The sequence below is a fragment of the Gordonia sp. SMJS1 genome (assembly GCF_029866425.1).
GTDB classification, from domain to species: domain Bacteria; phylum Actinomycetota; class Actinomycetes; order Mycobacteriales; family Mycobacteriaceae; genus Gordonia; species Gordonia hongkongensis.
The window spans coordinates 1,849,674-1,870,123 of sequence record NZ_CP123381.1 but is presented as its reverse complement, the minus strand read 5'-3'; the positions used below and the strand labels follow the sequence as shown (position 1 = coordinate 1,870,123).

The following is a 20,450-nucleotide window of genomic DNA, read 5'->3' as shown; positions in this document are numbered from 1 at the left end:
GGCCTCGTACGGTGGGAGCCACCCACCGCCGCATCCCGCCTCCTCGACAAGGCACGCTGATGGACCTCACCGCCGTCTCCCACTACCGGTTCGCGCGCACGCGGGATGAGGCGTTCCCCGCGCCCGGCGAACAGATCGTCGCCGGTGGCACCTGGGTGTTCTCCGAGCCGCAGCCGGCGACCACGGGACTAGTCGACCTGAGCGAGATGGGTTGGGCACCTGTCGAAGACCTGCCGGGAGGTGGTCTCCGGATCGCGGCCACCTGCACGATCGCCGAACTCGTCGCACTCCCCCCGCGCTCCGGCTTCGTGGCCCACCCGATGTTCGCGCAGTGCGCGAACGCACTGCTGGCGTCGTTCAAGATCTGGAACATGGCGACCGTCGGCGGCAACATCTGCCGGTCGTACGCGGCGGCGTCGATGGTCTCGCTGGCGGTCGGGCTCGACGCGACCGCCCACGTGTGGAGTCCCGATGGCACCGACCGCGATCTACCCGTCGCCGAGCTGGTCATCGGCAACGGCATCAACCTCCTGGCACCGGGAGAAGTCCTGCGCGCCATCGACTTCCCCGCCCACGCGTTACGCGCCCGCACCTCCGTGCGCAAGATCGCCCTCGCCGAGCTCGGTCGCTCGGGGGCCGTGGTGACCGGCCGGGTCGACGACGACGGCGCCGCCACCTTCGGGATCACCGCGGCCACCGAATGGCCGACCGTTCTGCGCTACACCGGGTTACCGACCCGCGACGCGCTGCACGACGACATCGTCTCGGCAAGTGGCTATTACACCGACGCGCTGGGTTCGGCCGACTGGCGCCGCGGCGTCTCGGCGGTGCTGGGCGAGGAGATCCGCACGGAGTTGTCGTCGGCGACGAACGGAATCAAGGACATGGGATTCGGAGCCGGCGCATGAGATTCGAGGTCAACGGAGAGTCGCTCGACGCCGAACCCGCTGCGGGACAGTGCCTTCGGATGCTGCTCCGCGAACACGCACACTACGAGGTCAAGAAGGGCTGCGACGCCGGCGACTGCGGGGCGTGTTCGGTGCTCGTCGACGGACAGCCCGTGCACTCCTGCATCTATCCCGCTCACCGCGCCGCCGGGAAGTCGGTGACGACGGTGGCCGGGCTCGGCACCCCCGACGACCTGCACCCCGTCCAGCAGTCCTTCGTCGACAACTTCGGATTCCAGTGCGGTTTCTGCACCGCCGGAATGATCGTGACCGCCTCCACCGTCACCGCCGAGCATCTCCCCGACCTGCCGCGGCGGATGAAGGGAAACCTCTGCCGCTGCACCGGTTACCGCTCCATCCGGGACGCGATCACCGCGGCCGCCACGGGCACCGCATCCCCCGCTGCGCCCGCGGAGCCCGCGCAACGGCCATTCGTGGGCGAGTCGGTCGCTCCGCTCGCCGCCCGGCGCGTGGTGACCGGAACCGAGCCGTACACCTTCGACGTCCCCACGCCCGGGACGTTGCACATCCACGTACTCGGTTCGCCGCACGCGCACGCACGGATCACCGCCATCGACACCACCGACGCCGCCGCGCTACCCGGCGTCGAGCTGATCTTCACCCACGAAAACGTCTCCACTCCGCGGTTTTCCACGGGACGCCACGAGAGCCGCCTCGAGGATCCCGACGACACACTCGTCTTCGACCCGGTGGTGCGATTCGTCGGTCAGCGGGTCGCCGCGGTGGTCGCGTCGTCCCCGGCCGTCGCCGACCAGGCCCTGGCGCTCATCGACGTCACCTACGAAGTTCTGCCCGCGGTCTTCGACCCGGAAGCGGCCAGAAGCCCCGGAGCCCCACTGCTGCACCCCGATCGCACTCCCGCCGACCGGGTCGCCGAGGCCCATCGCAACGTCATCGCCACCTTTCACGAGGGGTTCGGCGGCGACGTCGAGGCCGCACTCGCCGCATCGTCGGCGACTGTGCACGGCACCTGGTCCAGCGGGCGGGTCTCCCACGCCCAGTTGGAAACCCACGGGTCGATCGGGTGGTTCGACGAACACGGGCGCCTCGTCATCCGGACCAGCACCCAGGTCCCGTTCCTGGTCCGCAACGAGCTCGCGCTCCTCTTCGATCTGCCGCCGGAGCGTATCCGGGTCTTCAGCGCCCGGGTGGGCGGTGGGTTCGGCGGCAAGCAGGAGATGCTGACCGAGGACCTCGTCGCCCTGGCCGTACTCCGCACCGGCAAACCCTGCGCCTACGAGATGAGCCGCACCGACGAACTGACCCGGACCACGTACCGGCACCCGATGCGGGTCACCGTCGATGTCGGAGCCGACGCGGACGGCAGGCTCACCGGCCTGCGCGTGAACCTGTTGTCGGACACCGGCGCCTACGGCAACCACGCGATCGGCGTGATGTTCCACGCGTGCGCGGAATCGGTGTCGGTGTACAACTGCCCGATGAAGCGCCTCGACGCGGAGGTCGTCTACACCAACAACCCGCCGTCCGGCGCGTTCCGGGGTTACGGCCTCGGCCAGGTGGTCTTCGCCGTGGAGAGCGCGATGGACGAACTCGCGATCGAACTCGGCATCGACCCGTTCGAGTTCCGACGCCGCAACGCCGTCGCCGACGGCGATCCCCTCCTCATCGCACGCGCCGAACCCGAGGTCGACCTGGTCTACGGCAGCTATGGACTCGACCAGTGTCTCGATCTGGCCGAGCGTGCATTGCACGCCGGCAACGGGGTCGAGGCACCGTCGGGGGACCGCTGGCGCGTCGGCGAGGGCATGGCCATCGCCGCGATCGCCACCATGGCCCCCCGCGGGCACTTCGCCGACGTCACCGTCGCGGTCGACGCCGCCGGCACGTACCACGTGGGCGTGGGCACCGCCGAGTTCGGCAACGGCACGACCACGGTCCACGCCCAGATCGTCGCCACCGCGCTGTCGACCGGACTCGACCGGGTCTCGCTGTGGCACGGCGACACCGATGCCGTCGTGCACGACACCGGGGCGTTCGCCTCGGCGGGCACGACCGTGGCCGGGAAGGCGCTGCACTCAGCATGTCTCGCGTTGCGTGACACCCTTGTCGACGCCGCGGCGCAGCTCACCGGAGCGGACCCGGCACAGGTCGGCCTCGGCGTGGAGGGCGCGCTCGTCGACGGCCGGATCGTCGGGTTCGCCGATCTCATCGGCGCTGTCGACCCGTCGAACCGGGTCGAGCACCCCGCGGGACCGCGCGCCGTCGCCGCGGGCGCCGAACGCGGGGAGATGCGGTCCATCGCGTTCAACGTGCAGGCCTTCCGCGTCGCGGTCGACACCGAGACCGGCACCGTCCGCATCCTGCAATCGGTGCACGCGGCCGACGCGGGCACCGTGATGAACCCCGAGCAATGTCGCGGCCAGGTGGAAGGTGGTGTCGCGCAAGGCATCGGCACCGCGCTCTACGAGGAGATCATGATCGACGAGGCCGGACGGCCGATCACGAACGTCTTCCGGGTGTACCGCGTCCCGCAGATGGCCGACATCCCCGTCACGGAGGTCTACTTCGCCGACACCAGCGACGAACTCGGCCCGTTCGGCGCCAAATCGATGAGCGAGTCACCGTACAACCCGGTCGCGCCGGCGCTCGCGAACGCCATCCGTCGCGCACTCGGGAGCCGGCCCGGTGAGACGCCGATGTCACGCGACCGCATCTGGCGACTCGCTCGGCAAGAGACCTGACCCCTTTTCGTTAGCAATGCGCATCGGTTTGCGCGGCAACGGCATCGAGTTCCGGCCCATGGTCACAATTCTGGGCCCGCTCTCGCCGAAACGGTTGCGGGGCGGCATGACTCGGAGGACACTCCCCCTGTACGTGTAGTCCACAGTCAAGGTTGTCCAGAGAAGGGCGTCGTCATGACTCACACCGCACCCACCCACGAGAACAACCGTCCATCCACCTCACAGAACATCGCCGCGGGGACCTCCATCGGCGCCGCGATCATCCTCATCGTCCTCGGTGTCATCCAACTCTTCCAGGGCATCGCCGCGGTCGCCGAGGACGAGGTCTTCGTCCGCGGCGTCGAGTATGTCTACAAGCTCGACTTCACCACATGGGGCTGGATTCACATCGCCCTCGGGGTCGTGATGGCCGGCGTCGGCATCGCACTCGTCACCGGCGCGACCTGGGCACGGTTCACCGCGATCGTGATCGCCGGTCTGTCGATCATCGCCAACTTCCTGTGGTTGCCCTACTACCCCTGGTGGTCGATCCTCATCATCGCTCTCGACATCGTGGTCATCTGGGCCGTCTCGACCTGGCAGCCGAAGGCCGAATACCGCTAGATCCCGACCCACGCTCCACCGTCGAGGCACCCCTCGGCGGTGGAGCGCGTTCTGTCAGCACCGGAACCCCAGACGATCAGCGGCCGGAAGGGCGGCGTCGAGATGACCACGGACACCAACGGACAGAGCGCGGAGCCGAGCGTCGGCATCACCGACTCCGAGCGCGCCGAACTCGAACGACTACGAGCCGAGGTCGCGCGCCTGCGCGACGCGGCCGGCACCGGGCCGGCCACCAAGACCCCCGACCCGACCCGGCGGAACCGGTGGCGCTGGTTCGCCGTCGCGGTCCTGTGCATCCTCGTCGCCGTACTCGCCATCACCTCGGTGACTTCGCGGTTCGTCCGTGGCGAGATCCTCGACACCGACCGCTACGTCAGCACCGTCGCTCCGCTCGCCTCGGATCCCGCAGTGCAAGCCGAGATCTCGAACACGATCACCGATGAGATCTTCAGTCGCATCGACGTCGAGGGACTCACCGCGGCGGCGCTGACGACCCTGACCGACGCGGTTCCGGCCACCGAGAACGCACCACGCGTCGATCGGGCGGTCGAGGGTCTCGCTCCCGTCCTGGCCGGCCAGGCCCGCGGCTTCGTGCAACAGACCGTGTCGTCGTTCGTCGCCAGCGATCAGTTCGAATCCCTGTGGCTGCAGGCGAATCGGGCCGCACACACCGCCCTTGTCGCGGTCGTGACCGGTGACGTCGGACCGTCGTCGGTGACCGTGGACGACTCCGGCACCGTCAGCATCTCGCTCGGTACCGTGATCGACAACGTCAAGGCACGCCTCCTCGACCGCGGCTTCACCTTCGCCGAGAAGATCCCCGCCGTCGACAAGCAGTTCGTCCTGTTCCGCTCACCCGAACTGGTCCGCGCCCAGCGTGCCGTCTCGGCACTCGACACCGCCGCCGACGTCCTGCCCTGGCTGACGATCGCGCTCGCCTTCGCCGCCGTGGCCGTCGCACCCCGCGGTCGGCGTCTGCGGGCCCTCTCGCTCGCCGGACTGTCACTCGTCCTCGCCATGCTCGTCCTCGCCATCGCGTTGCTGATCGGCCGAGCGCTCTATCTCGACGCGATGCCGCCCGACATCCTCGCCCCGGATGCCGCGGCCGCCACCATCGACACGGTGCTCGATCCGCTGCGGTTGGCGCTGCGTGCCGTGGCGGTCCTCGGGCTCGTGGTCGCCGTCGGGGCCTACCTGCTGGGCGGGTCCGCCTCGGCCACGGCCGTCCGGCGCGGATTCGGCCACGGACTCGACTCGGTGCAGCGGATACGACGCTCGCGGCCGCCGAATGCCTTCGAGGAGAGCCTGTTCCGCGCGCGAATCGCGTTGCGCAGCGCGATCATCGGCATCGCGGCGCTGCTGCTCGTCTTCTGGAGCTATCCGACCGGTCTGGTGGTCCTCCTCATCGCCGTCTTCGGACTCCTCGCACTCCTGATCCTCGAACTCGTGATCAGGCCGGCGAAGGACTGGGCCGCCAAGGATCGGAACGAGGAGTCCGATCCACCGGATCAGGAGACGCCCGGCGCGGCGACGCCGGCCGTCGAGACGGTATGAGTCAGGCGTCGGTCGCCGCCGAGGTCGCGCCGCCCACGACACGCAGATGGTGGGCGCGCGCGGCCATGGCGCTGGCCGTCGCCGCGATCCTGCTGCCGGTGGCCGCCGCCGGCCTCCTCCGCCTGCTGGGCCTCCTGGCGATCTGTGGTGTCTGTGCCGTCGTCATCGTCGCCGCGGTGTACTGGTTCCTCATCAGCCGTGGTGTCCTCCGCATCGTCTCGGCCGCTCTCGCGGTCCTGCCGGTGGCGGTTCTCGTGGTGTTCCTCCTTCGCGAGCGACAGCTCTGGGTCGTGATCGCCGCCGCGCTGCTGGCGGCCGCCGCGGTCGGATGCGGTCGGCGCGCGCTGCGGCCGTCCCGCATCGACTCCCTGATGCCCGAACACCCGGCGCCGGACGTCCACCGCCCGTTCATCATCATGAACCCGCGTTCGGGTGGCGGGAAGGTCGTCCGATTCGATCTGCAGCGCAAGGCCGAATCCCTCGGCGCCGAAGTCGTATTGCTGGACGGGCCGGTGGAGATCGACGTGGAGCAATTGGCACGGGACGCGGTGGCGCGCGGGGCCGACCTGCTCGGTGTCGCGGGAGGTGACGGCACCCAGGCCCTCGTCGCCGGAGTCGCGGCCGAGGCGGGCGTACCCTTCCTGGTCATCAGTGCCGGCACCCGAAACCATTTCGCTCTCGATCTCGGGCTCGACCGTCAGGACCCCGCCCGGTGTCTCGACGCGCTGCGCGACGGCGTCGAGTTCCATGTCGACCTCTGTCACATCAACGGTCGGCCGTTCGTCAACAACGCGTCGTTCGGCATCTACGCCGAGGTGGTCCAGAGTCCGCAGTATCGAGATGACAAGACGCGCACGGTGTTACGCATGCTCCCCGACCTCCTGGGCAGAGGGACGAGGTCGGGTCTGCGGGCCCTCATCGGCAACGAGACCGTCGCCGATCCCCAGGCCGTCCTCGTCAGCAACGGTCCTTATGCCACCAACGACGTGGCTGGGCTCGGTCGCCGCACCCGCATCGACGAGGGACGGCTCGGGGTCGTCACCGTCTCGGTGTCCGACACCCGGCAGGCTGTCGGCCTCCTGCGGCGCACCCACGACCGCGGACTCGTCCAGCGCATCGCCACCGAGGTGACCGTCGACGCCGACGCCGAGGTCATCCCGGTCGGGGTCGACGGCGAATCGTTGCAGCTCACGACGCCGGTGCGGTGCACCATCACGCCCGGCGCGCTCCGCGTACGGGTTCCCCGGCACCGGCCCGAGACCCGGGTCGCGCCACCACAACTGGACTGGCTGCAGTTGTGGTACCTGGCGTGGAACCCACACCGGGCCTCGTAGCCGCCCGTTCGGTCAGCGAAGCGCTCGCCGGGGTGCCACCGCCTCCACGGCCGAGATCGCGGACACCGCCGGACTCCGGCGACGTCGCACCCACTTCTCCGCCTCCACCACGACGGGGATGATCAGCGACCATCCGATGCAGGCGAGCCACTGGCCGCCGGTCAGCGAGGTCGTCTGCAGCAGGTCTTGCAGAAATCCGAGCTCCACCGCGAGCACGGTGACGATGATCGGGATCGACAGGATCTTCACGGCGTTGACGATCGGCGGTGTGAGGCCCGACTCCGGATCGCGCCGCATCACCAACCCGGCGAACACCGAACCCAGGGACAGCACCACGAAGCCCATGGTCATCGGGACGTTCGGTTCGGTCGGGCTCATCGGACCGGGCGCCACCATCATCGCGACGAAGGTCACCGCGAACTGCAGGACCCCGTAGGCGAACCACTGCACGAACGACGCGCGATTCGTGATCGGCTGTTTCGGGTCCCGTGGTGGTTTGGCCATCAGATCCGGTGCCGGCGGGTCCTGCATGATCACGATCACCGGGAACAGGGTGATGAAAAAGTGCTGGAAGACCACCATCAGCGGCGCCAGCGCGACGCCCTCGTTGATGTCGAAGATGCTCGCGACCAGGAACAGGAGCACCAGTGAGAACAGCTTGGACATCTGGTAGCGGATGTAGGCGACGATCTTGTCGTAGACGCTGCGCCCCAACCGGATCGCGGTGATCAACGTCCCGAAGTTGTCGTCGGTGAGGATCAGCTTGCCGGCCTGCTTGGTGACCTCGCTGCCCGAGCCCATCGCCACCCCGATGTCGGCCTTCTTCAGCGCGGCCGCGTCGTTGACCGCGTCGCCGGTCATCGCGACGACCGCGCCCTGGCGCTGCATCACGTCGGCGAGCCGGAGTTTGTCCGACGGCGTGACACGCCCGAACACATGCAACCGCGGAAGCGCCTCGGCGAGTTCCTCATCGGACATCGCGGCGAGTTCGGTACCGCTGATGGCCCCGGGACCGAGTCCCAGCTGCGCACCGATCGCCGACGCGGTTCCCGTGTGGTCCCCCGTGATCATCCGCACATCGATCCCCGCGGCGTGCGCCGTGCGGACGGCGTCGACGGCCTCGGCACGCAACGGGTCGATGATCCCGACCATCCCGACGAAGACGAGATCGTCCACGAACGCCATCGGGTCGGCGGTCACCTCGTCCTCCCGGCCGTCGAGCACGCGCGCGGCGAAGGCCAGCACACGTAGGCCCTCGGCCGACATCTGCTCGTTGGCCGCCTCGATCTCGGCCCGGACCTCCGCCAGCTCCACCCTCTCCCGTCCGGGGCGGAACGCCCAGCGGCAGCGGTTCAGCACGACATCCGGACCGCCCTTGACCATCTCGACGAAACGGACGGTGCCGTCCACCGGCAGCCGGTGGAACGTCGCCATGAACTTGTAGGCCGAGTCGAATGGAACCTCGGCGAGACGGGGATAGGTCTGGCGGGTGAGTGGCGCGTCGACCCCCATCTTGGCTGCCAGCACGATCAGCGCCGCCTCGGTCGGATCGCCGATGACGGCGCCGGCGTCCGACACGGTGGCGTCGCTGTCGAGGCACAGTCCGTACGCGAGCATGGTGAAATCGGGAACCGGCTCGCCCGCCGCCTGGGTGATGCTCCCGGTCTTGCCGTAGCCCTCACCGTCGACGGCGAACCACTGACCGTGGAAGTACAACGAGCGCACCATCATCTGGTTCATGGTGAGTGTCCCGGTCTTGTCCGAGTTGATCAGACTCGTCGCGCCGAGCGTCTCCACGTCGGTGAGGTTCTTGACGACCGCCTTGGCATCCGCGAGCTGCCGGGCCCCGAAGGCGAGCATCGCCTGGACGAAAGTGGGCAGACCGGAGGGTATCGCCGAGATGCCCATCGAGATACCGAGCAGCATCACCGTCGCCAGGTCTTGTCCGCGCACCAGCCCGATCACCACGATGATCGCCACGGCGGTCCAGGCGATCACGCCCAGGATCTTGGTGAGTGAATCCAGCTCGCGCTGCAGGGGTGACCGCTGTGGAGCGATCGCCGACAGCATCGACGCGATCTGTCCCATCTGCGTCCGCATCCCGGTCTCGGTGACGACCATCGTCGCCGTGCCGCGGGTGACCGAGGTGTTCTGGAAGAGCATGTTGCTGCGGTCACCCAGGGCCAGCTCGACATCGGTGAGCGCGGCGGGGTCCTTCGGGATCGGCGCGCTCTCGCCGGTCAGCGCGGCCTCCTGCGTCTCCAGCGTGGCGGCCCGCACCAGACGTCCGTCGGCCGGCACCAAGTCGCCGGCTTCGAGCTGCACGATGTCCCCGGGAACGAGTTGCGCCGCGGGAACTTTCACCAGGACTCCACCCCGGACCACGCGGGCCTGCGGAACCTGAATCCGCGCCAGGGCGTCCACGCTGGCCCGGGCCTTCAGCTCCTGCCGAGTGCCCAGCACCAGGTTGAGCACCACCAGGGCGGCGACCACCAGCGCGGTCGAGACCTCCGCGATCACCAGGCTGACGATCACCACGGCGATCAGCATCAGGTTCATCGGATCCTTGAGCTGCAGCAGCACCAGTGCAGCCACCGACGGGGCCGGTTCCGCGGCGATCACGTTGTCGCCGAACCGCGTCCGTCGGTCGTCGATCTCGGCCGACGACAGTCCACCGGTGCTGTCGGACTCGAGCGCCGACACGACGGATTCGACGTCCTGGACGTGCCAGGCCGGTGCGGGGGCGTCGTCCTCCCGACGTTCCGGTGACGACGGCGGGCGTGCGATGGCCATACAACTCTCCTGCCTCGGGCTCGGGCGGTGTCGTGACTACTCGACTGCGGTTCGGTTTCGGGTCGTCAATACGGGGTCGGGATCCAGTGCAGGGCCTGCTCGGGTGGCCGATAGTCCTTGGCCTTCTGCCGCTTCGGCAGTTCGATCCGGGGACGTTCGAGCGGCGTGTAGGGAACCTGACCGAGAAGGTGCTCGATCACATTCAACCGACCCCGTTTCTTGTCGTCGGTGGAGACGACATACCAGGGCGCCCAGCCCGTGTCGGTGAACCGGAACATCTCGTCGCGGCCGCGAATAGTCGTACCAGCGGCTGTAGGACGCGAGGTCCATGTCGGAGAGCTTCCAGATCTTCCGCGGATCGTCGATCCGGCTCTGCAGGCGAAGGGTCTGCTGTTCCTCGCTGATCTCGAGCCAGTACTTGAGCAGGATGATCCCCGACTCGACCATCGACCGTTCCACCGTGGGCACCTGTTCCAGGAACTGGTGTGCCTGCTTCTCCGTGCAGAATCCGAGCACTCGTTCGATGCCGGCCCGGTTGTACCAACTGCGGTCGAAGATGACGACCTCGCCGGCCGCGGGCAGATGCGGAATGTACCGCTGGAGGTACATCTGCGACTTCTCCCGTTCGGTGGGAGCGGGCAGCGCGACCACGCGGAAGACCCGCGGGCTCACCCTGGCCGTGATCGCCTTGATGACTCCGCCTTTGCCCGCCGTGTCCCGGCCCTCGAAGACGATGCAGACCTTCGCCCCGGTCGCACGGACCCATTCCTGCATGGCGACCAACTCGGCGTGCAGCGGTTCGAGATGCTTGCGGTACTTCTTGCCCGACATCGGGCCCGCCGGGCCGCCGTGATCCGGGCCTCGGAGTTCACCCGAGGACGATGAGTAATCTGGCATGGCCGTACGCTCCCGTGGCTGGACCGAATGACTAACTGGTCATTCTGTGCCACGTCCGAGGCATCCGCGCGGTAACCGACGAAGAGGACGCGCAATTGTCGTGGCAGGTACGGAGCACACCGTCGCATGCTCGATCGTGACCAGTCGTTTCCCCGATGAGCCTGCAGCCGCAAAGGTTTTCCCGCAGAATGTCCCAATGGCTCGGGTTGAGGAGATGCTCGAAGTCGAACAGGTGATTCGTCGCCTGATCGCACGGTTTCCGGTTATGGCTGTCGACGACATCGACGCACGTGTGCACGCCGTCTACGGACGATTCGCCGACTGCAAGGTCAGGATCTTCGTGCCGTTGCTGATCGAGAAGGCGGCTCGACGCGACATAGAGGACTTCCTGGCACAGCCGGACCACCTGACGCTCGTGTCGCCGACGCCCGGCACCACGCCGCAGACGGTCGAGGTCCGGGCCGGCGAGGTCGCCTGAACCCGGCCCGATCGTGTCGGCATGGTCCGACACGACCGGGCCTGTTCGTCAGCCCCGCAGCAGCCCCTTGGCGACGTGGGTCACCTGGATCTCGTTGCTGCCGGCGTAGATCATCAGCGACTTGGCGTCGCGCGCAAGCTGCTCCACGCGATACTCGGCCATGTAACCGTTGCCGCCGAACAACTGCACCGCCTCCATCGCGACGTCGGTGGCCGCCTTCGACGAGTAGAGCTTCATCGCCGACGCCTCGGACAAGCTCAGCGGCTTGCCCGCCTTGCCCCGCTCGAGGGCACTGAAGAGCATGTTCTGGACGTTGATGCGCGCGACCTCCATCTCGGCCAGCTTGAGCTGGATGAGCTGGAACTGTGCGATCTCCTGGCCCCACAGCTTGCGGTTCTTCGCGTAGTCGATCGAAAGATGTTGCGCCTCGTTGATGATGCCCAGCGACAGGGCCGCGATCCCGACCCGCTCCGCGGTGAAACCGGCCTTGGCGCCTTCGGATCCGCGCGCGTCCGAACCGGTGTCCTCGGTCTCGCCGAGCAGGCGGTCCTTGCCGACGCGCACGTTGTCGAAGAACAGCTCGCCCGTCGGCGAACTCATCATGCCCATCTTCTTGAACGGCTTGCCCTGGGTCAGTCCCGGCATCCCCTTGTCGAGGACGAACGACAGGACCTTACGGTCCCGCATCGGGGTGCCGCTGCCGTCGTCGAGCTTGGCGAACACGACGATGGTGTCGGCGTAGGGGCCATTGGTGATGAAGGTCTTCTGCCCGTTGAGGATGTAGTCGTCACCATCGCGACGGACCGTTGTCTTCATACCGCCCAGCGCGTCCGATCCGGAGTCGGGTTCGGTGATCGCCCAGGCGCCGACCTTCTCCATCGTGACCAGTTCGGGCAGCCACCGCTTCTTCTGGGCGAGCGTGCCCTTGCCGCGGATGGTCGAGGCGGTCAGGCCCATGCTCACGCCCAGGGATGCGACGAGACCGAGACAGACCCCCGCCAGTTCGATGTTGACCATCATGAACATCGAGCCGCCCATACCGCCGCCGTCGCCCGAGGGCTTCTTCTTCTCCCCGTTGGCCTCGGCCTCGAGTTCCTTCTCGAGAGCGTCCTTGGCCATCGCGTCGACACCGAAGCTCGACAGCAGTTTGCGAGTGATGTCGTAGGGCGGCAGCGTGCCGGATTCGAGTTCGTCGAGATGTGGCCGGATCTCCTTGTCGATGAACGCCCGCAGGGCGTCCCGAACCATCAGATCTTCTTCGGACCACTCGAACATCGTCACACTCCCAGACCGGTGTCCGCGCAGGGGCGAACACGTTTCAGTTTTGTCGTCCCCAACTGTGTCAGGAGTCACTGCCGATGTCTAGGTACGTCGTCGCAGATCTGTTCCTACCGAGCATCGGTGCAGGTGTAGAGGGTGGCCGGACGCACCTCCCGCGCGAAGAACCCGTCCGCATCGACGCACAGCAGGGCCTGCGCCACCGGCATCGCGACCACCACGTAGCCATCGCCGTGCTCGGCCTGCCCGGCACGCCAGGCATGGACTCGGTCGACGAACTGCGCGACACTCTCACCCCCGTGCGGGCGGGCCTCCGGGTCGGTGAACCACCCGCCGAGGTCGACGGGGTCGATCTCCTCCGGGGACAGGCCCGACCACGCACCGACATCGAGCGTCCGCAGCGCGTCGTCGACGATGAGGCCGCCTGTCGCGCCGAGTATCTCGGCGGTGGCGCGGGTCGCCGCCTCCGGGCCGCAGATGTCGATCGGGCGGGTGAGCGACGCGCTCAGAGCGAGCACGTCGCGTCGACCACGCTGATCGAGAACCGGGTCACCGCCGAACCGCACCGACCGGTTGGGGCCGGTGCGACCGGCGGTGATGATCTGCATTCCGGGCAGTGATCGCCTCAGTTCGGCACGGAGACCGCGCGAGCGCGGTCAGTCGCCTGCGACCGGGCCATCGCCCCCACGATCAGAGCGAACGAGACGGTGAGAACCGTCCACAGAATGACCTGGTTGGCGATCGCATACACCCGGAAATCCCCGATCACGTCACCGGGAAAGCCCGGGAACACGATCTGTCCGGCGTCGTCGCGGACCGGGCCGGGGACCTCGCTGAACGACGGCAGGAAGGCGAGCACGATCGCGATGCCGGCCAGATAGGCGACCGTGGCCGCGACCGCCGAGACCAACCCACCGATGCGCGGGCGCAACCACGACGCCAGGACCACCGCCGCGATGGCGAGGATCACCGACGACACGGTGATGGTGAGGAAGGCACCGGTTCGTTCGCCGATGGTGTCGTCGTCGCCGACGGCGGGTGGGTTCGCCGGGTAGGCGAAGAACGGGACGGCGAAGACGGCGACGAAACCGATGCCGCCGAGCACGCCCGCGACCGCACGGGGATCCGTGGCCGGATGACGGCTGCCGACGTGGCTCCACAAGACCGTGAACGCCACCGCGAAGAACGCGCCCATGCACACCGCGAACACGACGTTGCCGATCCCCGCGCCGAGGTTCTCCTGCATCGCGCGGGTGAACAACTCTCCGCCCTCACCATGGGTGTGACCACCCGGTTCGGCGGCATGGGCCAGGGCCTCCTCGGCCGCCGAGCGGGCGCTCTCGTAGTCGATGGCCTTGCCCACGACGGGTTCGAGGTAGAACGCGCGAACACGAACGAGACGATGCCGGCGATCAGACCTGCGAGCAGGCCGGCGCCGATGAACTTCTTCTCCATGTCGACTCAGTGGCAGGGGAAGCCGAGGAAATGGCGGGCGTCGTGCACGAACTCGTGCACGTGGGTGTCGGAGCCGAAGACCGACACGACCCCCTGGTCGTAACCGAGGAAGTAGTACGCCAGCCCGGCGAGCAGCACGGTCAGGCTGAGCCAGAGCGCCGCGCTCGCGACGGAGATGTTCGGTACGGGCAGGGCACGGGCCGGGGCGACCGGTGATGCCGCCTCGGTACGGGGAGCTGTCATGGTGGGTCCTTTCGCCGATCTCGCGTCGGAGAGTTCACGGGTGGTGCACGCCGGCACGGCATCCTGACTCACGCATGCCCCGTCACGTCGACCGTGTCGATCTGGGCTGCGTTCACAGTGGCGCGACCGTTCCGGACTCTCACCGGATTCCCCGTACAGGCGTGAGGAGACTGTATACCGCGTTCTGTCGTACGAGTGCGACATAGTGGAGAGATGCCCCGCCCCTCGGTGCTCGACCGCTTCACCGCCCCCACCCGGCGGTGGTTCTCGGGTGCGTTCACCGCGCCCACCGCTGCGCAGAAGGGCGCCTGGACCTCCATCGCCGACGGCGCGAACACCTTGGTCATCGCACCGACCGGGTCCGGGAAGACCCTGGCCGCGTTCCTCTGGGCTCTCGATCGGCTCGCCGCCGACGCCGGCAATCGTCCCGCGGGCACCAAGGTCGTCTACATCTCGCCGTTGAAGGCGCTGGCAGTCGACGTCGAGCGCAACCTGCGCGCACCGCTGACCGGCATCACCCGGGCGGCCCAGGAGCTGAACCTTCCGGAGCCCAACATCACCGTGGGCGTGCGGTCGGGCGACACCTCCGCCGCCGATCGGCGTGCGCTGGTCAAAACCCCACCCGACATCCTCATCACCACCCCCGAGTCGCTGTACCTGATGCTCACCTCGGCCGCGCGGGAGAGTCTCACCGGCGTGGAGGCGATCATCGTCGACGAGGTCCACGCGGTCGCCGCGACCAAACGAGGTACCCATCTCGCGCTGACCCTCGAGCGCCTCGACGAACTGCTGGACAAACCCGCCCAGCGGATCGGCCTCTCGGCGACGGTCCGCCCGCCCGAGGTGGTCGCGGGGTTCCTGTCCGGCGCCGCGCCGTGCCAGGTGGTCAAACCGAAGGCCGACAAGACATTCGACCTGCGCGTCGACGTCCCCGTCGAGGACATGGCCAACATCCCGCCGCCGGTGTCCGATGCCGACCCCGCGGCGCTGGACGACGCGTTCTCGCCGACTGCCGGCTCGTTGTGGCCGTACGTCGAGGCCTCGATCGTCGACCAGATCGAGGCGAACCGCGCCACGATCGTCTTCGCCAACTCCCGACGCCTCGCCGAGAAGCTCACCGCTCGGCTCAACGAGATCCACGCCGAGCGCCACGGCGAGCCTGCCGAACCGACCGGCAATCCGTCGGTCGCGGGCGGCGCCCCGGCGTTCGTGATGGGCAGCGGCGCGAGCTCCGGCGCCGAGCCGGTTCTCGCCCGCGCCCATCACGGCTCGGTCAGCAAGGAGCAGCGCGCCCAGATCGAGGACGACCTGAAGGCCGGCCGCCTCTCGTGTGTGGTGGCCACCAGCTCACTCGAACTCGGCATCGACATGGGTGCGGTCGATCTCGTCATCCAGGTGGAGTCCCCGCCGTCGGTGGCGAGTGGACTGCAGCGGATCGGCCGCGCCGGGCACCAGGTCGGCGAGATCAGCCAGGGCATCCTCTACCCCAAGCACCGCACCGATCTGCTGCACTGCACGGTGACGGTGGGCCGGATGCTCGACGGCGCGATCGAGGAGATCAAGGTCCCGCAGAATCCGCTCGACATCCTCGCCCAGCAGACCATCGCGGCGGCCGCGGTCGACGACCTCGAGGTCGATCACTGGTACGAGGTCGTCCGGCGCGCGGCGCCCTACCGCGAACTGGGCCGGGGCGTCTTCGACGCGACCCTCGACCTGATCGCGGGCCGCTTCCCGTCCGACGAGTTCGCCGAACTGCGCCCCCGGGTGAACTGGGACCGCGACGCCGGAGTCATCACCGGCCGGCGCGGCGCCCAGCGGCTCGCCGTCACCTCGGGCGGTTCCATACCCGACCGCGGACTCTTCGGCGTGTTCATGGTCGGCGAGAAGGCCACTCGCGTAGGCGAACTCGACGAGGAGATGGTCTATGAGTCCCGAGTCGGCGATGTGTTCGCGCTGGGCGCCACCAGTTGGCGGATCGAGGACATCACCCACGACCGCGTACTCGTCTCCCCCGCGTTCGGTCAACCGGGCCGGTTGCCGTTCTGGATCGGTGACGCGATCGGACGCCCCGCCGAACTGGGCGCCGCGATCGGTGCCTTCACCCAGTCGGTCGCCGATCCCGGGAAGCTCGACGACCAGGCAGACCGGCTCGGGCTCACCGAGAACGCCCGCAGCAACCTCGCGACACTCATCGCCGAGCAGCGCGAGGCGACCGGACACCTGCCCACCGATCGCACGCTGGTCGTCGAGAGGTTCCGCGACGAACTCGGCGACTGGCGGGTGATCCTGCACTCCCCCTACGGCTTACGTGTACACGCCCCCTGGGCCAGTGCCATCTCGCAGCGCCTGCTGGAGACCCTCGGCATCGAGGGCGCCACCACCGCCTCCGACGACGGCATCATCCTGCGGATGCCCGACACCGACGACGCCCCTCCCGGAGCCGATGTGTTCCTCCTCGACCCCGACGAGGTCGAGCAACTCGTGACCGACGGTCTGGCCGACTCGTCGATGTTCGCGTCCCGTTTCCGCGAATGCGCCGCCCGCGCCCTGCTCCTGCCGCGCCGGGATCCGGGCCGGCGCGCCCCGCTGTGGCAACAGCGCCAGCGCAGCGCCCAACTGCTCTCTGTCGCATCCAAATTCCCCGACTTCCCGATCGTGCTCGAAGCCGTCCGCGAATGCCTGCAGGACGTCTACGACCTCCCCGCCCTGCTCGATCTGCTGAACCGCATCCGCACGCGCCGGATCCGGGTGGTGGAGACCGAGACCCAAAGCCCCTCTCCCTTCGCCGCGTCGCTGCTGTTCGGGTACGTGGGTGCGTTCATGTACGCCGACGACGCGCCGCTCGCCGAGCGCCGCGCGGCCGCCCTCTCCCTCGACACCAGCCTGCTGGCCCAGTTGCTCGGGCGCGTCGACCTGCGCGAGCTCCTCGATCCGGCGGTCATCGCCGACGTGATCGCCCGGCTCCAACGCCTGTCCCCCGAGCGTCAGGCGCGCGACGCCGAGGACATCGTCGACCTGCTGCGATGGCTGGGCCCGCTCACCACCGAGGAGGTCGCGGCCCGGTATCGCGGCGACGAGCCGGCCGCCGACCTGCTCACCGAGCTGCACCGGGTCGGGCAGATCATCTCGGTCAACCACAACGCACGTGCGCTGTGGGCGGCCATCGACGACACCGCCCGCCTCCGTGACGCTCTCGGGGTGCCCGCACCTCTCGGCATCCCGGCGGCCTATCTCGAGGAGGTGCCCGACCCAGTCGGAGACCTCATCGGCCGGTACGCCCGCACCCATGGCCCGTTCACCGTGCCCGAGGCCTCCGCTGCTCTGGGTATCGCGACCGGGGTCGTGCGCGACACCCTCAACCGTCTCGCATCGGAGCGACGCGTCGTCGAGGGTGACTTCCTGCCCGACGCCGGTATCGGCCCCCGGGACGGGCAATGGTGTCACGCCGACGTGCTGGGTCAGATCCGACGCGGTTCCCTGGCGGCGAGCCGCGCCGAGGTGGCTCCCGTCGGTACCGACGTCCTCACCCGGTTCCTCCTCGACTGGCAGCACGCGTCGTCGGGCACCCAGCTCCGGGGTGTCGACGGGGTGGCGACGGTCATCGACCAGCTGGCCGGGTTCCCGCTGCCGGCGTCCGCGTGGGAGTCCCTCGTACTGCCGGCCCGGGTGTCCGATTACGCAGCGCCGATGCTCGACGAACTGCTCAGCGCCGGTGAGGTCATCTGGTCCGGACACGGCCGCATCGGGAACTCCGACGGCTGGGTGGCGCTGCATCCCGCGGACGTCGCCGTCCTGACGCTGCCCGACGCCGACGAGATCGACACCACCCCGGTCCACGACGGGGTCACCGCCGCACTCGAACCCGGTGGTGCCCTGCGGTTCCCACAGATCGCCGCCGACATCAGCACCGGCACCACCACGCCGGCCGCCGACATCGAGAGTGCCCTGTGGGACCTCGTGTGGGCGGGCCGGGTCAGCAACGACAGCTTCGCGCCCGTCCGCGCCCTGCTGCAACCGCGGCGCAGCCCGTCCGCACCGCGCTCGGCGCCCGCGCATCGGGCACGCGGGCGCGCACCCCGGCTCCGGGCCGGCCTGTCGGCCCGGTACCTCACCGAACACTCCGTCGCTCCCCCGGTGTCGCCGACGGCGAGTGGCCGCTGGTTCGCCCTCGACCACCCGTCCACCGAGCCGACCATCGCCACGCAGGGCCTCTGCGATCAGTTGCTGACCCGATACGGCGTGATCACGCGCGGGAGCGTGGTCTCGGAGGAGGTGACCGGCGGCTTCGCGCGGGTCTACAAGGCGCTCACCGTGTTCGAGGACAACGGACATGTTCGTCGCGGCTACTACGTCGACGGCCTCGGCGGGGCGCAGTTCGCCTCGCCGGCCACGGTCGACGAATTGCGCCGGCATGCGCTGCCCGATCGCAAAGCGCCCCGCGAGGCAACCGTGCTGGCCGCGACGGACCCGGCCAATCCCTACGGGGCGGCGCTCGAGTGGCCGGCGTCTCGCGACGCCGAGGCCGGTCACCGCCCGGGCCGCAAACCGGGGGCGCTCGTGGTGATCGTCGACGGTGACGTGGTGTGTTTCGTCGAACGCGGCGGCAAGACGCTGCTGACGTTCAGCGACTCGATCCCGCGGCTGGAGTCGGCCGCAGGCGCGCTGGTCGCACTGGTCCGGCGGGGCCGGATCGCGCGTCTGACGATCGACCACATCGACTCGGAACCCGTGCGCGCCACCGACTTCGGCAAGGTGCTCGTCGAAGCGGGATTCTCGACGACCCCGCGCGGCATCCGGCTGCGTTTCGGTGATCATGCCTGAGGTGGACCATGCCTGAGGGCGACACCGTCTACGCGGCCGCCGCACGACTGCGGGCGGGGCTCGCGGGACGGGTGCTCGAGTCGTCGGACTTCCGCATCCCGTCGCTGGCCACCGCGGACCTCTCCGGACGCGAGGTCCTCGCGGTGCGATCGGTGGGCAAGCACCTGCTGATCGACGTCGCCGAGAGCGGTCCGGGTGTCGGCGACACCCTCAGCATCCACTCGCATCTGAAGATGGAGGGGGCCTGGCACGTTCATCCTCGCGGGCAACGGTGGCGGCGGCCCGCCTATCAAGCGCGTGCGGTCCTGCGAACTGCCGACCACGAGGCCGTGGGTTTCGACCTGGGGGTCCTTGAACTCCTCGCCGACCCGGACGCGGCGCTCGCCTACCTCGGTCCCGACCTGCTCGCCGACGACTTCGATCGTGAAGAGGCGATCCGGCGACTCGCCGCGCACCCCGACGAGACCATCGGGTCGGCACTCCTCGATCAACGCCTCATCGCGGGGATCGGCAACGTCTTCCGCAGTGAGATCTGCTTCCTCCGCCGTGTCCTCCCCACCCGGCCGGTGGGCGAGGTGGATCTCGGCCCGGTGGTCGATCTCAGCCGGCGTCTCCTGTGGGCCAACCGGATGCGCTCGGCGCGCACCACCACGGGCAACACCTCACCCAACGCGCGGATGTGGGTGTACGGCCGTCACGGTCGGTTGTGCCGGCGCTGTGCGACCCCGGTGAAGCGCGGCGAACTCGAATCCCCCGGCGGGGAGCGCTCGGTCTACTGGTGTCCCCGGTGTCAGATCTGAGGCGGCCGAGGCCCCCTCACACGGGGTAGCGCTCGGGCTCGGCCGAACTCGAAGCGGCGGGCGGTGATCGAGTCGACCGCGATCTCCACGTAGTTGTACTTCATCGTGGCGATCCACGGGCGCAGCGGCAGCTGGTCGGCCGCCTCGATCTCGTGGAGCGACACCAGTATGCGTGCCGTCCCCTTGGCGACCACACTCCACCCGTCGGTCTCGGTATGTCCGTCGGCTTCGAACGCCACTCGCGAATTCACCGCCAGCTCCGACAGTTTCGTGCCCTCGCCGGACCGCAGCATGATGCGGCCGTCGGTCGCGTGGAAGTTCACCGGGAAGATGTCGGGCTGGCCGTCGACGCTCAGTGCAATCCGACCGAGCTGCGCTCCTCCCAACAGGTCCCAGGCCTGGTCGGGGGTGAGCACCCGAACCGATTCGTCGACCATGATCTCGTCTCCTTCTCCCCACACCGATCGTCCCGCGCGACCAGGGAACGGCGACAGAGCCCAACGTCCCGACTTGACCGGAGCCAC

General features: G+C 68.8%; 12 protein-coding genes, 3 pseudogenes and 1 riboswitch. Of the genes and pseudogenes, 8 read left to right on the top strand and 7 right to left on the bottom strand.

The annotated features are described in order from the left end of the window. Window positions 1-59 precede the first annotated feature (59 nt). The 5 genes from QAD21_RS08540 (at window position 60) to QAD21_RS08520 (ending at window position 7,161) form a co-directional block, all read left to right on the top strand. Window positions 60-908: an FAD binding domain-containing protein gene (locus QAD21_RS08540; protein WP_055475096.1), complete on the top strand. Its 849-nt coding sequence runs from the start codon at window positions 60-62 to the stop codon at window positions 906-908. Beyond that, complete coding sequence (locus QAD21_RS08535) at window positions 905-3,670, top strand: molybdopterin cofactor-binding domain-containing protein (RefSeq protein WP_068970317.1); 2,766 nt, start codon at window positions 905-907, stop codon at window positions 3,668-3,670. The genes QAD21_RS08540 and QAD21_RS08535 overlap by 4 nt, the downstream gene beginning before the upstream one ends. A 174-nt stretch (window positions 3,671-3,844) precedes the next feature. Beyond that, on the top strand, window positions 3,845-4,273 hold the full coding sequence (locus QAD21_RS08530; RefSeq protein WP_055475098.1) for a hypothetical protein: 429 nt from the start codon (window positions 3,845-3,847) through the stop codon (window positions 4,271-4,273). A gap of 102 nt (window positions 4,274-4,375) precedes the next feature. After that, entirely contained in the window at window positions 4,376-5,827 is a 1,452-nt protein-coding gene (locus QAD21_RS08525) for a hypothetical protein (RefSeq protein WP_068970326.1), read from the top strand. Beyond that, complete coding sequence (locus tag QAD21_RS08520; RefSeq protein ID WP_068970318.1) at window positions 5,824-7,161, top strand: diacylglycerol kinase family protein; 1,338 nt, start codon at window positions 5,824-5,826, stop codon at window positions 7,159-7,161. Before QAD21_RS08525 ends, QAD21_RS08520 begins: the two co-directional genes overlap by 4 nt. Before the next feature lie 12 nt (window positions 7,162-7,173). Here the strand turns inward: QAD21_RS08520 and QAD21_RS08515 are convergent, their stop codons facing one another. Then, a complete protein-coding gene (locus QAD21_RS08515) occupies window positions 7,174-9,954 on the bottom strand; it encodes a cation-transporting P-type ATPase (RefSeq protein ID WP_068970319.1) in 2,781 nt (926 codons plus the stop codon). A 65-nt stretch (window positions 9,955-10,019) separates the two neighbouring features. Then, a pseudogene (gene ppk2 / locus QAD21_RS08510) lies at window positions 10,020-10,851 on the bottom strand (polyphosphate kinase 2). A gap of 136 nt (window positions 10,852-10,987) precedes the next feature. On the opposite strand from ppk2, the gene QAD21_RS08505 reads away from it, so the two are divergent. Next, window positions 10,988-11,329 carry a hypothetical protein gene (locus QAD21_RS08505; protein ID WP_280361194.1) on the top strand — a complete coding sequence of 114 codons (342 nt, stop codon included), beginning with the start codon at window positions 10,988-10,990 and terminating at the stop codon, window positions 11,327-11,329. A 48-nt stretch (window positions 11,330-11,377) separates the two neighbouring features. On the opposite strand, the gene QAD21_RS08500 is transcribed toward QAD21_RS08505, so the two are convergent. From QAD21_RS08500 to QAD21_RS08485, 4 genes and pseudogenes are all read right to left on the bottom strand, one after another. After that, complete coding sequence (locus QAD21_RS08500) at window positions 11,378-12,604, bottom strand: acyl-CoA dehydrogenase family protein (RefSeq protein WP_068970321.1); 1,227 nt, start codon at window positions 12,602-12,604, stop codon at window positions 11,378-11,380. A 113-nt stretch (window positions 12,605-12,717) separates the two neighbouring features. Beyond that, on the bottom strand, window positions 12,718-13,215 hold the full coding sequence (locus tag QAD21_RS08495; protein ID WP_068970322.1) for a histidine phosphatase family protein: 498 nt from the start codon (window positions 13,213-13,215) through the stop codon (window positions 12,718-12,720). A gap of 17 nt (window positions 13,216-13,232) precedes the next feature. Next, window positions 13,233-14,062: pseudogene (locus tag QAD21_RS08490) on the bottom strand (CbtA family protein). 6 nt (window positions 14,063-14,068) lie between these two features. Beyond that, on the bottom strand, window positions 14,069-14,305 hold the full coding sequence (locus QAD21_RS08485; RefSeq protein WP_058250870.1) for a CbtB-domain containing protein: 237 nt from the start codon (window positions 14,303-14,305) through the stop codon (window positions 14,069-14,071). Window positions 14,306-14,340: 35 nt separating this feature from the next. Next, window positions 14,341-14,501, bottom strand: a riboswitch (cobalamin riboswitch). 17 nt (window positions 14,502-14,518) lie between these two features. Between QAD21_RS08485 and QAD21_RS08480 the strand changes: the two genes are divergently transcribed. Further along, window positions 14,519-19,126, top strand: a complete 4,608-nt coding sequence (locus QAD21_RS08480; protein WP_165630256.1) for an ATP-dependent helicase — start codon at window positions 14,519-14,521, stop codon at window positions 19,124-19,126. 8 nt (window positions 19,127-19,134) lie between these two features. Beyond that, complete coding sequence (locus QAD21_RS08475) at window positions 19,135-19,926, top strand: DNA-formamidopyrimidine glycosylase family protein (protein WP_068970324.1); 792 nt, start codon at window positions 19,135-19,137, stop codon at window positions 19,924-19,926. Window positions 19,927-19,942: 16 nt separating this feature from the next. Here the strand turns inward: QAD21_RS08475 and QAD21_RS08470 are convergent. Continuing rightward, window positions 19,943-20,363 (bottom strand): annotated as a pseudogene (locus tag QAD21_RS08470) (pyridoxamine 5'-phosphate oxidase family protein). Window positions 20,364-20,450: the final 87 nt, after the last annotated feature.

Coding starts and splice junctions, on each gene's coding strand:
- QAD21_RS08495 (WP_068970322.1), bottom strand. CDS start 13,215: ATGCAGATCATCACCGCCGGTCGCACCGGCCCCAACCGGTCGGTGCGG.
- QAD21_RS08480 (WP_165630256.1), top strand. CDS start 14,519: ATGCCCCGCCCCTCGGTGCTCGACCGCTTCACCGCCCCCACCCGGCGG.
- QAD21_RS08540 (WP_055475096.1), top strand. CDS start 60: ATGGACCTCACCGCCGTCTCCCACTACCGGTTCGCGCGCACGCGGGAT.
- QAD21_RS08535 (WP_068970317.1), top strand. CDS start 905: ATGAGATTCGAGGTCAACGGAGAGTCGCTCGACGCCGAACCCGCTGCG.
- QAD21_RS08485 (WP_058250870.1), bottom strand. CDS start 14,305: ATGACAGCTCCCCGTACCGAGGCGGCATCACCGGTCGCCCCGGCCCGT.
- QAD21_RS08500 (WP_068970321.1), bottom strand. CDS start 12,604: ATGTTCGAGTGGTCCGAAGAAGATCTGATGGTTCGGGACGCCCTGCGG.
- QAD21_RS08475 (WP_068970324.1), top strand. CDS start 19,135: ATGCCTGAGGGCGACACCGTCTACGCGGCCGCCGCACGACTGCGGGCG.
- QAD21_RS08515 (WP_068970319.1), bottom strand. CDS start 9,954: ATGGCCATCGCACGCCCGCCGTCGTCACCGGAACGTCGGGAGGACGAC.
- QAD21_RS08525 (WP_068970326.1), top strand. CDS start 4,376: ATGACCACGGACACCAACGGACAGAGCGCGGAGCCGAGCGTCGGCATC.
- QAD21_RS08520 (WP_068970318.1), top strand. CDS start 5,824: ATGAGTCAGGCGTCGGTCGCCGCCGAGGTCGCGCCGCCCACGACACGC.
- QAD21_RS08530 (WP_055475098.1), top strand. CDS start 3,845: ATGACTCACACCGCACCCACCCACGAGAACAACCGTCCATCCACCTCA.